We start from the raw sequence: 15,791 nt of genomic DNA, 5'->3' as shown, positions 1-15,791 counted from the left end.
GGGCGACCTCAGGGCCGGCCTCAGGGATCGACGAGCAGCCGGTACCCCACGCCCAGTTCGTTCGCGATCACGCTGCCGACGCCGGCGCTTCCCTCCAGCTTGGCGCGCAGGTTGCGGATGACGATGCGCAGATACTCGACACGGCGATCATGGTCGTTCGGCCACGCGGCTTCCATGATCTTCTGGTGCGTCACCACCCGCCCCGGCGCGGTCGCGAGCGCTGAGAGCACGTCATATTCCTTGCGGGTCAGATGCGCTTCCTCATCACCACGACGCGCTATCCGATGCTCGAAATCGATGGTCAGATTACCCGATTTCAGCACCGTCGGCTTGACGAACACGGTACCGCGCCCACGCAGCGCGACGCGCAGCCGCGCCAGCAGCTCCTCGGTATCGAACGGCTTGGTGACATAATCCTCGGCACCCAGATCGAGTGCCGCCACCTTCTGGTCGGTGGCGTCGCGCGCGGACACCACCAAGATGATCGGGTCGCCCAGCCGCTTGAGCAACGGCACCAGTTCCAGCCCGTCGCGGTCGGGCAGGCCGAGGTCGAGCATGATCGCGGTCGGGCGCAGCGCGGCGGCGACCTTCAGCGCATCGGCGCCGTCGACCGCTTCGCTGACGTCATAGCCGGTGCGCTCCAGCGTGTTGCGCAACAGGCGGCGGATCGCGAGTTCGTCGTCGACGATCAGGACGCGGGGGCCACTCATGCCAGGATCGCTCCTTCGCTGTCGCGGATCAGCAGGCCCTTGGGGAAGCACAGGCTGAACCGCGCGCCTCCGCCGCCTTCGCGGTTGGCCGCCTCCACGGTCATCCCCATCGCCTCGGCGAACGCTTTAACGATCGCGAGGCCGAGCCCGGTTCCGCCGATCGCGCGGTCCGATCCCTCCAGCCGGCGGAACGTCTCGAACACTTCGGCTTCGCGACCGGGCGGCAATCCGGGGCCTTGGTCGATCACCGACAGCGTCAGGATGCCGTAACGATGCTCGCCGCGCACCACGATCGGCGTCCCCGGATCGGCATAGCGTCCGGCGTTGTCGAGCAGGTTGAGCAGGCAGTGATGCAACAGCTGCGGATCGACGTTCACCAGCGGCAGATTGGGCGGCACGTCGAGCTGGATCGCGTGGCCATCCAGAGCGCGCTTGGTATCGTGCACCGCGCCGGCCACCGCATCGGTCAGGTCGGTCGGCTCGACGCGCAGCCGAAGCGCGCCCGCCTCGACCCGCGCCATGTCGAGCAGATTGCCGACGAAGCGGTTGAGCCGTGCCGCTTCGGTCTCGATCGTCGCGATCAGTTCGGGGGTCGCGCCGCGGTGGAGTTCGGCGGCGGCGGCCATCACCGACGTCAGCGGGGTGCGCAGGTCGTGGCTGACCGACGACAGCAACGCCTGCCGCAGCCGGTCGCGTTCGCGGACCGCATCGACATCGCGCATCTCGACCTCCAGCCGCAATCGCTCCAACGCGAGCGACGCCTGGTCGACCAGGCTCATCAGCAACGGCAGCTGGTCGGCGCGGAGCGGATCGCCGCCGCTTTCGCGCGCCAGCCCCAGCACCGCCAGCGTCCGGTCGCCCGATCGCAGCGGCTGGAACAACCATTCGGACGCCGCCAGCGTCGCCGACCCGCGCCCCGCCGGCACGCCGTTGTCCCACGCCCATTGCGCCGCCGCGAGTTCCATCGTCTCGAGCCGGTGATCCGGCGCGTTGGCGGCCTGGACGACGAGGCCGGTCTCGCCGGCGACCACCATCACGGTGCGCAGGTCGAACAACCGGCCGATCTCCTCGCACACCGCTCGGGCCAGCGCGACGGGTTCGGTCAGCGACGTCAGCTGGCGCAGGAACCCGGCGAGCGCGGCATTGGTCCGCGCGCTCGCGGCGGCGATGTCGGCCTGCGCGCGGACCCGGGCGGTCAGCTGGCTGGTCGCGAACGCCACGCCCAGCAGGACGAGGACCGATATAACGTTCTCGGGGTTGCTGATCGTCAGCGTGCCGGTCGGCGGCAGGAAGAAGAAGTTGTAGGCAAGGCTGGATGCGATGCCCGCGAACAGCCCGGTGCGAAGCCCGAACAGGCTCGCCGCCGCCATCACCGGCAACAGATAGAGCAGCGCCACGTTGCCGAGATCGAGGATGTGGAACAGGCCGCTGGCAAGCCCGGTGACCGCGCCGACCATCGCCGTGGTCCAGGCATAGCCGGCCCCGCTGCCCCACTGGCCGCGCCGGTGCGGCTGGCGGACGGCCACGCCCGCGCCGACGATCGGCAGGACATGCACCGCGATCCCAGGCGTATCGCGGACCAGCCGATCGACCACCGATCCATGACGGAACTCGAACCATCGCGACCGTGACGACTTGCCGACGACGAGCTGCGTCGCACGCGCTTCGGCGGAGATCGTCTGCAACCCCTCGACGACCGAGATCGCCGGAACCGTCGCCACCGCGCCGCCGAGCTGGGTCGCGAGCGCGAGCACCGCCGCCAGTCGCCGATGATCCTCGTCGCCGAAATGCTGCGCGCGCGGCGTCTCGATATAGACCGCGGTCCACGGCGCATGCAGCGCATCCGCCAGCCGCTTCGCCGCGCGCACCAGTCCGTCGGCACCGGGCAGTTCGCTGACCGCGACGACGATGCGCTCGCCCCCCGCCCAGGTCCCGCCGACACCCAGCGCGCGGACATGGTCGAGCATCTGCGCATCGACCGCCTGCGCGGCGCGCCGCAACGCCAGTTCGCGCAGCGCCGACAGGTTGGACTTCGAGAAGAAATGCGACAGCGCGCGCGTCGCCTCCTGCGGCAGATAGACCTTCCCCGCCTTCAACCGCTCGATCAGTTCATCCGGCGGGATGTCTACGACCTCGATCTCGGCGGCCTCGAGGATACTGTCGGGCACGGTCTCGCGCACGCGGACCCGGGTGAACGAGGCGACGACGTCGTTGAGGCTCTCGATGTGCTGGATGTTAATCGTCGAATAGACGTCGATACCCGCGGCCAGCAGCTCCTCGACATCCTGATAGCGTTTGGGATGGCGGCTGCCGGGCGCGTTGGTGTGCGCGAGTTCGTCGACCAGCACGAGCCGGGGGCTGCGCGCGAGGATGGCGTCGAGGTCCATCTCGTCGATGCTGTGGCCTTCATAGTCGACGCCGCGTCGGGGCACGATCTCCTGCCCGCGGGTAAGCGCCTCGGTCTCGATCCGGCCGTGCGTCTCGACCACGCCGATCACAACGTCGACGCCCGCACGACGCCGCTCGGCGCCTTCGGAGAGCATCTCATAGGTCTTGCCGACCCCGGGTGCGGCGCCAAGGAAGATCTTCAAACGGCCAAGGCCCTCCTGCGACGCCTGTCGCAGAAGGGCCTCGGGAGACGGTCGACCGGACGCGTCGCTCAACGCGCGGTGCCGCTCGCATCGAGCGCGCGGTTGAGCGCCAGGACGTTGACGTGCGGCTCGCCGAGAATGCCGAACAGCGCGGTCTGGGTGTTCGCGGTCACCAGCGTACGGACGCGCTCGACCGGAAGCCCGCGGACCCGCGCGACGCGTGCCACCTGCAACAGCGCGGAGTCGGGCGAGATATCGGGGTCCAGCCCCGAACCCGAAGCGGTCACCATGTCGGCGGGCAACGGCCCGGCGTTGCCACCGGCGCGCTGCTTCGCGACGTCGGGCTTTATCCGGTCGACCAGCGCCTGGCTGGTCGGCCCAAGGTTGGAACCCGACGAGGCGAGCCCGTCATAGCCCTTGCCCGCCGCTGACGGCCGGGTCTGGAAATACCGGTCGCTGGTGAACGCCTGCCCGACCACGGTCGAGCCGACGACCTTGCCGTTGGCGACCACCAGGCTGCCGTTCGCCTGGGCGGGGAAGATGGCCTGTCCGATCCCGGTCATGGCGAGGGGATAGACGATCCCGAGCATGATCGCGAACAGGATCGTAAGGACGAACGCCGGACGGAGCGCGGAGGTAAAATCTTTGGTCATATGCTAACTCCCAGGGTTCAGGCGAGACCAAGGCCACCGACCGCGAGGTCGATGAGCTTGATCCCAACGAACGGCGCGATCAGCCCGCCGAGGCCGTAGACGGCGAGGTTGCGCGCGAGCAGCGGGCCCGCCGCCATCGGCTTGTACGCGACGCCCTTCAGCGCAAGCGGCACCAGCATCGGGATGATCACCGCGTTGAAGATGATCGCCGACAGGATCGCCGATTCCGGGCTGCCGAGCCGCATGACGTTGAGCACCCCCAGCCCCGGATAGAGCACGACGAACATCGCCGGGATGATCGCGAAGTATTTCGCGACGTCGTTGGCGACCGAGAAGGTCGTCAGCGCCCCGCGCGTCATCAGCAGCTGCTTGCCGAGCCCCACGACCTCGATCAGCTTGGTCGGATCGCTGTCGAGATCCACCATGTTGCCGGCCTCGCGCGCGGCCTGCGTGCCCGTGTTCATCGCCACGCCGACGTCCGCTTGTGCCAAAGCCGGCGCGTCGTTGGTGCCGTCGCCGCACATCGCGACCAGCCGCCCGCCCTGCTGTTCCTTGCGGATCAGCGCCAGCTTGTCCTCGGGAGTAGCCTGGGCGAGGAAATCGTCGACCCCCGCCTCGGCTGCGATCGCCGCGGCGGTCAGCGGGTTGTCGCCGGTGATCATCACCGTGCGGATGCCCATCGTCCGCAGTTCGCCGAAGCGTTCGCGGATGCCAGCCTTGACGACGTCCTTGAGGAAGATCGCACCGAGCAGCTTGCCGTTCAGCGCGACCGCCAGCGGCGTACCGCCGGCCCGCGCGATCTCGTCGGTGATGCGGCGCAGTTCGGTCGCCGCAGCGGTCGTCCCGGCGCCTGGGTTGGCCTTGAGGATCGAATCGACCGCGCCCTTCTGGATCAGCGAACCGTCGACCTGCACGCCCGAGATACGGGTCTGCGCGGTGAACGGGATGATCTCCGCACCGTCCGGCAACACCGAAATGGTGACCCCGAACTTCTCGCGCGCCAATACCACGATCGAGCGGCCTTCAGGCGTTTCGTCGGCAAGACTGGCGAGGCTGGCAGCCTCGGCCAGTTCCTGCTGGCTCGTTCCCCCGACACTGCGGAACTCGCTCGCCTGGCGGTCGCCGATCGTGATCGTGCCGGTCTTGTCGAGCAGCAGGACGTCGATGTCGCCCGCAGCTTCGACGGCACGGCCCGACTTGGCGAGCACGTTGAACCGCACCAGCCGGTCCATGCCCGCGATACCGATCGCCGACAGCAACGCCGCGATCGTCGTCGGGATCAGCGTGATCAGCAACGCCGCAAGGATCGGGATCGGCACCTTGCCACCCGCGTACGACGCAAAGCCCGGGATCGTCCCGACCGCGATCAGGAAGATGATCGTGAGGCCGACGAGCAACAGCGTCAGCGCGATCTCGTTCGGCGTCTTCTGCCGCTCGGCGCCCTCGACCAGCGCGATCATGCGGTCGAGAAAGCCCTCGCCCGGGTTGACCGTCACGCGGACACGGATCTCGTCGGAGATGACGCGCGTGCCCGCGGTCACCGCCGAACGATCGCCGCCCGCCTCGCGGATCACCGGTGCGCTTTCACCGGTGATCGCCGCTTCGTTGACCGATGCGACACCCGCGACGACGTCGCCGTCGGACGGGATCAGGTCGCCGGTCTCGACCAGGACAATGTCGCCGACGGTCAGCCGGCTCGATGGGACCAGTTCCCAGGTCCTGCCGACCCCGGTCAGCAGCTTGGCGCGCAGCTCGGCCTTGGTATCGCGGAGCGACGCGGCCTGCGCCTTGCCACGCCCCTCGGCGAGCGCCTCGGCGAAGGTGCCGAACAGGACGGTCAGCCACAACCAGATAACGAGCTGGAGCTTGAAGCCGGTGCTGAGCCCGTCATGCCCGACGACCAACAGCACGGTCATCAGCGCGGCGACGGTGGCGGTGACGAACATCACCGGGTTGCGGATCAACTGCCGCGGATCGAGTTTGCGAAAGGCGTCGCCGATCGCGGGTGCGATCAGCTCGGCCGTGAACAACGATTTTGTAGGGGTGCGTGCCATCAGGACAGTCCCGTCAGAAGGTTTTGCCGCTGATCATCGCAAGATGATCGGCGATGGGGCCAAGCGCCAGGCTCGGCAGGAAGGTGAGACCGCCGAGGATCGCGATGATCCCGATCAGCAGGCCGACCCACAGCACGCCCGTGGTCGGGAACGATCCCGCGCTTTCCGGCGTGTATTTCTTGGCGGCGAGCGACCCGGCGATCGCCAGCATGGGCACGATCACGAAGAACCGGCCAAGCCACATCGCGACCCCCAGCAGGCCGTTGTAATAGGGCGTGTTGGCGGTCAGCCCGGCAAACGCCGACCCGTTGTTCCCGACCGCGCTGGTGAAGGCGTAGAGGATTTCGGTGAACCCGTGCGGCCCCTTGTTGAGCGGCCCGGCGAGCCCGTCCGCCAGCACCGCGCTGAGCGCCGTGAAGCCGAGAATGACGAGCGGCAGGATCGCGATCGCGAGCACCGCCAGCTTCACTTCGCGGGCTTCGATCTTCTTGCCCACATATTCGGGGGTGCGGCCGACCATCAGGCCCGCGACGAACACCGCCAGGATCGCGAACAGCAGGAAGCCGTAGATACCGGCACCGACGCCGCCGATGACGACCTCGCCCAGCTGCATGTTGATCAGCGGCACCATCCCGCCCAGCGCGGTGAAACTGTCGTGCATCGCATTGACCGCGCCGCACGACGCGGCGGTGGTGACGACCGAGAACAAGGCCGACGCGGCGATCCCGAAGCGGACCTCCTTGCCTTCCATGTTGCCACCCGCAACGCCCAGGCTGTGGACGATCGGGTTGCCCGCGGCTTCCTGCCAATAGGTCAGGGTGACGCCCGCCAGGAACAGCACGAGCATCGCCGACAGGATCGCCCAGCCCTGCCGGGTGTTGCCGACCGCCTTGCCGAACGTCCAGGTCAGGCCGAAGCCGATCACGAAGATCGACAGCATCTGCACCAGGTTGACGAGCGCGGTCGGGTTCTCGAACGGATGCGCCGAGTTCGCGTTGAAGAAGCCGCCACCGTTGGTGCCGAGCATCTTGATCGCTTCCTGGCTCGCGACCGGGCCGAGCAGCAGCGTCTGCTTGACGCCTTCCAGCGTGGTGACGTCGACCGTACCGGCCAGTGTCTGCGGCACGCCGCTGGCGATGTAGAAGATCGTCACGACGACGCAGATCGGCAGCAGGACGTAGAGCGTGACGCGGGTCATGTCGGCCCAGAAATTGCCGATCGTCGTAGCCGATCGCCGCGCGAACCCGCGGAACAGCGCGAACGCCAGCGCGATGCCGGTCGCGGCCGACAGGAAGTTGTGGATCGTCAGCCCGAACATCTGGCTGAAGTTCGACATCGTCGTCTCACCGGCATAGCTCTGCCAGTTGGTGTTCGCCGTGAAGCTGATCGCGGTGTTGAACGCCAGATGCGGACTGAGCCCCGCCAGCCCCTGCGGGTTACCCGGCAGCACGCCCTGCAGGCGCAGCACCGCATAGGTCAGCGCCATCAGCACGACGTTGAACATCAGCATGTGGACCGCGTACCGGCGCCAGCCCTGCTCCGCCTTCGGATCGATGCCGCTCAGCTTGTAGAAGCTCGTCTCGACCGGGCCGAGAATGGCGTGGATCGGCGTGCGGCGGCCTTCGTACAAGGCGAACAGCCACAGGCCGACGGGTTTGGTCAATGCCAGCAATATGCCGACGAAACCGAGGATTAGGATCCATCCCTGGATAGTCATGGGGGTGCGCTCCTAAAAGCGTTCGGGACGGATGAGCACCGCCACGAGGTAGAAAAGCAGCCCGAGCGCGACGATCGCGGCGAGCCAGAGGTCGAGATTCATGATGTCGTCCTTGGGCTCAGGCGTTGTCGCACAGGCGGACATAGGCCAGCGTCGCCGCCACCAGTCCCACCATGATCGCTATCCAGAGTAGATCCTGCATCGGATAGTCCTTTGTATTCAGAAGGAAGCAGTGAGGGACGCGACGAAAGTACCGTCGGCGATCGATCCGGTCCCGTCCTGCCCACGACTGAAGCTCGGCTGGAGATACGCAGCACTGCGACGCGTAATGTCGGTGTCGATATAACTCACGTTCAGTGTCAGATTCTTATACGTAGTGTCCGCACCCAGCGACCAATCCCAATAGTCGCCGGTCGGTGCCGCACTGGTCGCGTTGGGGCCAAGGCCGTCATTGCCCCAGCTATGGCCGATATGCGCCTTCGCCGTGATCGGCGTGCCGGGAAGCGCGAACGCGCCGTCGCCAGTGAGGTACAGATTGTCGGTCTTGGCGCCGGGATTGGTGTAAACCCCCGCGGCGGCATCGGCGCCGGTGCGATACCATTTGCCGAGCGCCTGCTGCTTCGGCGCGTAGAAAGCGCTCGCGGTCAGCGTCGCCGGACCGGTCGTGCCGCTAAGCTTCACATAGGGCTCGGCATAGTCGGTCTTCGATGCGCCGCCCGGATACATGTACCAGGTCAAACCGACGTCGATCGTCGCGTTGTCGGCAAGCTTGTGCTTGTAGCCCCCGATCAGGTCGAGCTCCATGTTCGATCCGCCGAACGTGCCCCAGCCCGACAGGTTCGAACCCCAGGCGCCGACATACACGCCGCTCTGGTGCGCGATCGTCAGCCCGCCCTGGATCGCGCCGTCCTTGTCGGACTGCGAAACCCCGCGCAGGCGGTAATCGGTGGCGAGCGTCACCGATCCGCTGACGGTCACCGGGGCCGGCGGCGCGGTATCCTGGGCAAAGGCAGGCGTCGCGGTCGCGGCGATGATACCGAACAGCGCAACACGTCGAAGGTCGTACATACATGTCCCCATAAGCGCGCGATCGTCGCCGGCCGTGTTCGACCGGTGCGTCGCGAGGACATGCAATTAGGCTTCGATCGCGTAGCGTTTCGAGGCCGATTCAGGCAAACCGCATAGGATTTGCGTAGTATTTCAGCTCAGAGGCTCAGGTTGCGGCGCCTCACTTCAGTGGTTGCGACCTCGCCGAGCCAAGTCTGCGTCTCGCCCGAGAAGATATCGGCTAGGTCGAGCAGGTCGTCGTCGACCAGGCCGGCGATGGCGGCGCGAATTTCGGCGAGCTGACGTACGGCACCCGCACCTTCGGCGGCGCGGCGTTTGATCTGGGTCTTGAGCATCTGCGTCCGGTAGCAGGACCTGCTTGGAAATGGCAGCCCGTTCGCCCCGAACGCTGCGCAGGCTTCAGGCTGATCCTTCCGCTGCATGCGCGATACCGCGTTCCAGCCCACGCAACTCGGCCAGCCCGCGCATTCGCCCCAACAGCGAATAGCCCGGATTGGTGGTGCGGTTCAGGTCGTCGAGCATCTGGTGGCCGTGGTCAGGGCGCATCGGGATGCTGCGCGCCTCGCGCACCGAAAGACGGTGCACCGCCGCCACCACGGCCGCCATCCCGGCGTCGCCATCCAGATGCGCGGCTTCGTGGAAGGCGCCGTCCGGCTCGCGCTGAACCGATCGCAGATGCAGGAAGCCGATCCGGCTACCCAGCCGATCGACCATTCCGGGCAGGTCGTTGTCGGCACGCACCCCGAGCGACCCCGTGCACAGGCACAGGCCGTTCGAAGGATTTGGGACGCGCGCGAACAGCGCGGCGATGTCGGCTTCGGTGCTGACGACCCGCGGCAGCCCGAAGATCGGGAATGGCGGATCGTCGGGATGAACGACCAGACGGATGCCGAGCGTATCCGCCAGCGGGCACACCGCCTCCAGGAATGCGACATGGTTCTCGCGCAGCTGCGCCGCGTCGACGTCCGCATACGTCTCGATCGCCCGCAGGAACGCGGCCGACGTGAAGCCTTCCTCGCTCCCCGGCAACCCGGCGATGATCGTCCGCTCCAGCGTCGCGCGCGCCGCATCGTCCATCGCTGCAAACCGCGCTTCTGCCGCTGCGCAGGTCGCGTCGTCATAGCTCGCCGCCGCATCCGGCCGGCGAAGGATGAAGATGTCATAGGCCGCCACCGCCACCGCTTCGAACCGCAACGCCCGTGCGCCGTCCGGCAGCGTCCAGGCCAGATCGGTCCGCGTCCAGTCGAGCAGCGGCATGAAATTGTAGGTGACGACGTCGATCCCGCATGCCGCCAGGTTGGTCAGGCTCTGCCGATAATGATCGATCAGCTGGTCCCAGTCGTTCGACCGGATCTTCACGCCCTCGCTGACGGGCAGGCTCTCGACGACGGTCCAGTCGAGACCCGAATCCTGCACGACGGCCTTGCGCGCGGCGATCGCGTCGCGCTGCCATATCGCGCCGTTCGCCACCTCGTGCAGCGCGGTCACGACCTCGGTAGCGCCGGCCTGCCGAATACCCTGCAACGGTACCGGGTCGTTCGGCCCGAACCACCGCATCGTCTGCGTCATCAGCACGTCTGTCGGCCTCCCTGAATGCCACGCGGCCAGTGCTGCGAACGGCGGACGTCGTTCTCGTGCATCTGTGGCCGCGTTTTGCCCCTATCGTACGGCGGTTAAAGGTGGTCAACTGGCCTTACCAGTTTCCCGAGGTTGTCGGGCTAGTAGCCGTGGCGAGTTTTGATGGTGGCAGAGACGATCTTTCCCGGCGATGCGCCGAGCTCGGGCGCAGGGCTTCCGGCCGGGGGGCGGCTGTACCAACGGCTCGCGCGCCTGTTGTTCGATCAATTGTCGTCGGGCCGCTATGCGATCGGCGACCGCCTGCCCGCCGAACGCGAATTGTCGCTGGAGCATAATGTCAGCCGCCCCGCGGTCCGCGAGGCGCTGATCGCGCTGGAAGTCCAGGGCTACATCGTCGTTCGCCTCGGTTCGGGGGCGTTCGTGCGCAAGCTGCCGGGCCAGGGCGATCGGCCGGGGTTCGCGATCACTGCGTTCGAATTGACCGAAGCGCGGATCCTGTTCGAGGGCGAGGCCGCCGCGCTCGCCGCCGTGCATATCGACGACGGCGAACTGGCGCAGCTGGCCGAACTGGTCGAGCGCATCGACCAGGAGAATTTGCTGCCCGACGTGACCGAAGACGCCGACCGCGATTTCCACATGCTGATCGCGAGCGCGACGCGGAACGCCGCGGTACTGCGGACGATCGAGAGTTTCTGGCTGACTCGCGCCACCTCGCCCGAATGTGCGCTGCTCCACGACAAGGCGCGCAGTGCCAATATCGGCCGGTGGTCGCCGAACACAGCGCGATCCTGGATGCGTTGCGCACCCACGACCCGGTCGCCTCCCGGCTGGCGATGCGCGCGCATCTGTCCGCGGTGATGGAGCATCTGTTGTTCACCACCGAAGAGCGCGCGGTCGAGGAGGCACGGCGATCGATCGCCTCGACCCACGCCCGTTACCGCGCCAGCACCCGCACGCTCGCAGGCCCCGGTTCGAACGACGATCGCGCCTGACCCCGAAACGGGCTTGCCTCGCAAACCACGTTCGTCGATCTGGTTCGACGCATCGAACAGGGGACCGGTATGCAGCGTGGGACATGGATGGTTACGGCAGCGGCGGCGATGTTGCTCGCCGGATGCGGGAGCAGCGACGTCGATCAGCGCAAGGCGTTCGTCGCGTTCCTGCAGACCCGCGTGCTCGAAAAGCCCGGTATGCACGTCCCGCAGCTCACGCCCGACGAGCGCGCCTCGTTCGGGCATTATGCCGACGACTATGCAATCATCTCCGACTTCAACAAAACGATGACCGAGAGCGTCTCGCCCAAAATGAACGCGGCGATGAGCGTGGGATCGATCAGTTCGCTGGACGAGCTGGTTGCGCAGCGCTCGCGAATGCAGACCGTGAAGTCGTCTTTGGGTGCGATGGCCACCGCGTTGCGCGACGATATCGCGCAGGCCGATGCCGCCCACGCCAAGCTCGCCCAGCCCGCCGACGTCAAGGCGGTCTATGACAAGGCGTACGACCGGCTGGTGACGAAGCCGGCCGAGGCGTTCGGCGGCATCGTCCCGGTGACAAACACCATTCTCGGCCAGGCGATCGACCTAAGCGACTACATTCAGTCCCATCGCGCCGCGGTGCAGCTGTCGGGCTCGACGGTGCAGACCGCAGATCCGGCCGTTCGGTCCGCCCTCAACGATCGGTTGCAATCGTTGCAGTCGAGCCAGAAGTCCGTGATGGCCGCCCAGGCGAAGTTGCAGTCGGTGGTCTACGGCGGGCCATCCTGAACCGACGCCGGCGCATGGCGTCGCCGGCGTTGCTCCTGCAATCTGGCGGACCTCCGCGCGTCAGAAGGTATACGACGCGCGGACACCGCCATAGCGCCGGAAATCGCGGGGCAGATAGCTCTGGGTCGCGAGCGCGTTGCCCTGGTTGCCGTAGGAGTTTGCGAGGTTCGCGAAATACTGCTTGTCGAACACGTTATTGACGAACGCCACGATCTCCCACCGCCGCGCGCTTTCGCGGATACCCGCGGACAAATTGAGGATCGTGTATTTCGGCTGCACGCTCTGCGGATCCTGCGAAATCGAATAGTTGATCCGCGTCTGATAGGTTGCCGACGCCTGTAGCAGACCGTCGAGCGTGTCGGTCAGATGCGGCGTGAAATCCCCGCTGACCGCCGCCTTCCACTTCGGCGCCTGCGCCGGGCGGAACCCCGCAAGGTTCTGCCGCGACGGCGATCCGACACAGCCTTGCGCGGCGGTCTGCCCCGGATAGCATTGGCCGAGCGGGAAGGACGTGATCTCCGCGTCGTTGTACGTCACGCCGCCGGTGATGTTGAGCGTACGCGCCAGCCGGACGCTGCTCTCGACCTCGACACCGCGCGTGCGCAGCTTGCCGACGTTGGCGAGGCGGAAATTGATCGTGCCGTCGGGCAGCGTCTCGATCCCCTGCGCCTGAAAATTGTCGAACTTCGTATCGAACAGCGTGACGTTCAGCGTCACCCGACGGTCGAGGAACTGGCTCTTCACGCCGAGCTGCCAGTCCTTCGAGGTCTCGGGCTGCACCGGCCCGGTCCGCTGGCGCAACAGGTTGAACCCGGTGCCGATGTCATAGGCCTGGCCCTTGTGCCCGGTGGCATAGGTCAGGAACGCCATCACATCGGTCGCGAGATGCTGCTGGAGCCCAGCCTTGTAGGTCTCGAACGTCTCGCTGTCGGCCCCCGCGAACCGCGCGTCGCCGTTGAGGATATCGTGGAACGTATAGTCGATCTCGCCGCGTCCCGCACGCGCGCCGCCGATCAGCGTCGTACCCTCCAGCAGGTCGAATTCGAGCTGCCCGAACGAGGCATATTGCTTGGTGCCGTTGGTCGCATACCAGCGTGCCTGCGAGAAGAACGGCCCGCGCGTGAAATCACGCGTCAGGTTCAGGTTCGAATAGAACAGCCCGAGCGTATAGCGGAAGCGATCGCCGCCGGGCGAAAGCAACCGGAATTCCTGCGAGAAAGCCTTGGTTCGGAACGTGCCGAACTGGCTGTTGTCGAGCGAGGCGATCGCCGATTCGTCCTGGTCGAGGATGTCGAACTGCTTGAACTTGTCGTACGCGGTGATCGACATCAGCGTCGCGAACCCAACATCGAGCGAGGCACGCAGCGATGCCGCGTAATCGCTATAGTCAGTACCGGAATCGATGTTGTTGACGACCGACTGGTTGGCGTCGGTGAAGCTTACCCCGGGCGCGAACACCGCGGGCGTGTTGGCCGCGACGCCGCGTAGCCGGGCATTGGGCGACACCCGGATGAACGGCCGCCCGATCGTGGTCTGGCCATCGATGTATCCGGCCTGCGCGGTCAGGTTCAGCGTGTCGGTCGGATCCCAGACCAGCTTGCCCTTGAGCGATAGCGTCTCGAAGCCGCTGACCTTGCGACCATTGTACAGATTGTCGACGTTGCCGCGGAACTTGTCGAAATTGCCGCTGACCCGGAACCCGAGGTTGCTCGTGATCGGTCCCGATCCGGCGATGTTCCAGCCATATTCGTCGTCGGTCGTCGCCAGCACCGCGACCCGCCCTGTCAGCGTCTTGCTCGGCCCCTGCGTGACGATGTTGATCAGCCCCGCGGATGCCGACCGGCCATAGAGCGTGCTCTGCGGCCCGCGCAGGATCTCGACGCGCTCGATATCGGACAAGTCGGCGAACGCGCGCGCCAGGAACTGGACGGGGACGTCGTCGATCTGAACCGCGACGCTCGGCTCGACGCTGGGCGAGAAGGCGAAGGTGCCGATGCCGCGGATCGAGATCGAGTTGTTGACCGGTTGCTCGGACGGCTTGATCACCAGCGACGGGCTCGCCTTGGTCAGGTCGGCGAACTGGCGCACGCCCTGTGCCTGCAACGCATCGCCGGTCAGCACCTGCACCGCGAGCGGCACGTCCTGGACGCGCTCTTCGCGCTTTTGCGCGGTGACGATGATGTCGGTGCTGCTCTCGTCCGACGGCGTGGTTTGCGCGGCGGTCTCGGGGCCGGCGGGCGCGACCTGCGCCGAGATTTGGCCGCTCGCCAGCAGCGCGGATGCGACCAGCGCCGATCGCGCGAGAATCGTGGTGCCGAGCAAGTGCATCGCATCCCCCTTACTGAATGCCGGTTTCGTCCGGCTTGGCCGATACGTACCATCCAGGGCGGGGCGTCGCAAGCGTTGTACTACAACACCGAGCAGTTTCATCGGGCTGGTCTTGGTCCTCCCCCGCCGAGGGGGACGAATTCGAGGTCGCTCAGTTCTTGCCCAGCGCATCCATCGCTGTCGCGGCGAGCAGGAACGCGCCGACACCGTAATATTGCGTATCCGTCGCCTCGACCTTCTCGGGCCGGTCGCTGACCTGCTGCACCCAGCCGAGCCGCCCGTCCGGCTGGATCGAGCGCGTCAACGCAGCCCAGCCGCGATCCGCCACCGGGCGGTACCGGCGCGCATCGAGCAGCCCGGCCTTTACGCCCCACGCCATGCCATAGGTGAAGAAGCCGGTGCCGCTCGATTCCGGCGGAGAGCCTTCGGCGGCAAGCAACGACGGCGCCCAATAGCCGTCGGGCTTCTGCAGCTCCGCGAGCCGCCCCGCCATCTCGACGAACAGCGCCTCCATCCGCTTGCGATCGGCGCTGCCCTTGGCGAGCATCGGGATGATCCGCGGCATGCTGGCGAACACCCAGCCATTGCCACGCGCCCAGAACTGCTTCCGCGCGCGATCGTCGCGGCGGTCGAAGAACCGGCTGTCGCGGTAGAACAGCCGCTCGGCGGGGTCGTAGAGGAAGTCCACCGTCGCCCAATATTCGCGCATCGCGTATTCGCGGTAGCGTGCGTCGCCGGTCTGCGCCGACAACGCCAGCATCGCCGGCGGCGCCATGAACAGCGCATCGCACCAGCACCACCGCTTCAGGCATTCGGTGGCGTCATACCCCTCGGGCGGCTGATAGAACGGCAGTCCCACGCGCGGCGGATTGGCCAGGATGAAATCGAACGCTTTCTGCGTAGGGGCCAGCGCCCCCGCCCCCGCCCCGTGGCGCGCCGCCCATAGATAGGACTGCGTGATCACCAGGTCGTCGGCATGATAGGGGCGCCGCGCCGGCAACCACTCGTTAGTGCGCCCCATGTCGAGCACCGCCTGCCGGATCGCCGGCGGTCCGCCCGCATCGGCAAGCGCGGTCATCCCGACCCAGAACACCGCCTGTTCCCACGCACGCGGGTTCTTGGTCTCGGTCGTCACCCGCGAGACGTGCGCCGCATCGAGCCGCGCTAGCTGCCACTCGGCGAGCCGAGTCGCGAGCACGATCGGCTCGCCCCGAACCGCAGCCGCCCCCGCAGCGGTGCGCGCCGCGGGCGCCTGCGCGAACGACGGTACCGACGCGGCGAGCATGGCGAGGGTAGCAAGGGGTCGCACGATCATGCGGTGGTCTCCGG

The 15,791-nt window shown here is 66.9% G+C and carries 14 protein-coding genes; 3 read left to right on the top strand and 11 right to left on the bottom strand.

The genetic code is table 11. The annotated features are described in order from the left end of the window. Positions 1–20: 20 nt before the first annotated feature. From SJY20_RS09245 to uxuA, 9 genes are all read right to left on the bottom strand, one after another. Entirely contained in the window at positions 21–710 is a 690-nt protein-coding gene (locus SJY20_RS09245) for a response regulator transcription factor (RefSeq protein ID WP_380786472.1), read from the bottom strand. Further along, positions 707–3,301: a DUF4118 domain-containing protein gene (locus SJY20_RS09240; RefSeq protein ID WP_380786471.1), complete on the bottom strand. Its 2,595-nt coding sequence runs from the start codon at positions 3,299–3,301 to the stop codon at positions 707–709. Before SJY20_RS09240 ends, SJY20_RS09245 begins: the two co-directional genes overlap by 4 nt. A gap of 68 nt (positions 3,302–3,369) precedes the next feature. Then, positions 3,370–3,954 (bottom strand): potassium-transporting ATPase subunit KdpC, encoded by a 585-nt coding sequence (kdpC, locus tag SJY20_RS09235; protein WP_380786470.1) that lies wholly within the window; start codon positions 3,952–3,954, stop codon positions 3,370–3,372. Positions 3,955–3,971: 17 nt separating this feature from the next. Then, complete coding sequence (kdpB, locus tag SJY20_RS09230) at positions 3,972–6,008, bottom strand: potassium-transporting ATPase subunit KdpB (RefSeq protein WP_380786468.1); 2,037 nt, start codon at positions 6,006–6,008, stop codon at positions 3,972–3,974. Positions 6,009–6,021: 13 nt separating this feature from the next. Further along, positions 6,022–7,725 carry a potassium-transporting ATPase subunit KdpA gene (gene kdpA / locus SJY20_RS09225; protein ID WP_380786466.1) on the bottom strand — a complete coding sequence of 568 codons (1,704 nt, stop codon included), beginning with the start codon at positions 7,723–7,725 and terminating at the stop codon, positions 6,022–6,024. A gap of 12 nt (positions 7,726–7,737) precedes the next feature. After that, on the bottom strand, positions 7,738–7,827 hold the full coding sequence (gene kdpF / locus SJY20_RS09220; RefSeq protein ID WP_147080604.1) for a K(+)-transporting ATPase subunit F: 90 nt from the start codon (positions 7,825–7,827) through the stop codon (positions 7,738–7,740). 117 nt (positions 7,828–7,944) lie between these two features. Next, positions 7,945–8,793 carry a TorF family putative porin gene (locus SJY20_RS09215; protein ID WP_380786465.1) on the bottom strand — a complete coding sequence of 283 codons (849 nt, stop codon included), beginning with the start codon at positions 8,791–8,793 and terminating at the stop codon, positions 7,945–7,947. Between the two features lie 137 nt (positions 8,794–8,930). Then, positions 8,931–9,128, bottom strand: a complete 198-nt coding sequence (locus SJY20_RS09210) for a hypothetical protein (protein WP_380786464.1) — start codon at positions 9,126–9,128, stop codon at positions 8,931–8,933. 64 nt (positions 9,129–9,192) lie between these two features. Beyond that, a complete protein-coding gene (uxuA, locus tag SJY20_RS09205) occupies positions 9,193–10,362 on the bottom strand; it encodes a mannonate dehydratase (protein ID WP_380786462.1) in 1,170 nt (389 codons plus the stop codon). 174 nt (positions 10,363–10,536) lie between these two features. On the opposite strand from uxuA, the gene SJY20_RS09200 reads away from it, so the two are divergent. From SJY20_RS09200 to SJY20_RS09190, 3 genes are all read left to right on the top strand, one after another. After that, positions 10,537–11,229, top strand: coding sequence for a FadR/GntR family transcriptional regulator (locus SJY20_RS09200; protein ID WP_380786461.1), 693 nt, complete (start codon positions 10,537–10,539; stop codon positions 11,227–11,229). Then, positions 11,205–11,363: a hypothetical protein gene (locus SJY20_RS09195; RefSeq protein ID WP_380786459.1), complete on the top strand. Its 159-nt coding sequence runs from the start codon at positions 11,205–11,207 to the stop codon at positions 11,361–11,363. Before SJY20_RS09200 ends, SJY20_RS09195 begins: the two co-directional genes overlap by 25 nt. Before the next feature lie 87 nt (positions 11,364–11,450). Beyond that, positions 11,451–12,134 carry a DUF3053 family protein gene (locus SJY20_RS09190; RefSeq protein ID WP_380786458.1) on the top strand — a complete coding sequence of 228 codons (684 nt, stop codon included), beginning with the start codon at positions 11,451–11,453 and terminating at the stop codon, positions 12,132–12,134. Positions 12,135–12,194: 60 nt separating this feature from the next. Here the strand turns inward: SJY20_RS09190 and SJY20_RS09185 are convergent, their stop codons facing one another. Both SJY20_RS09185 and SJY20_RS09180 read right to left on the bottom strand, forming a co-directional pair. After that, positions 12,195–14,462, bottom strand: coding sequence for a TonB-dependent receptor (locus SJY20_RS09185; RefSeq protein WP_380786457.1), 2,268 nt, complete (start codon positions 14,460–14,462; stop codon positions 12,195–12,197). Positions 14,463–14,613: 151 nt separating this feature from the next. After that, positions 14,614–15,777, bottom strand: coding sequence for a glycoside hydrolase family 105 protein (locus tag SJY20_RS09180; RefSeq protein WP_380786455.1), 1,164 nt, complete (start codon positions 15,775–15,777; stop codon positions 14,614–14,616). Between the last annotated feature and the right edge of the window lie 14 nt (positions 15,778–15,791).

Origin of the sequence: Sphingomonas sp. R86521 (assembly GCF_042466235.1) — a bacterium.
GTDB lineage: Bacteria > Pseudomonadota > Alphaproteobacteria > Sphingomonadales > Sphingomonadaceae > Sphingomonas.
The sequence above is the reverse complement of the archived record's forward strand: the minus strand, read 5'-3'. Positions and strand labels throughout refer to the sequence as shown.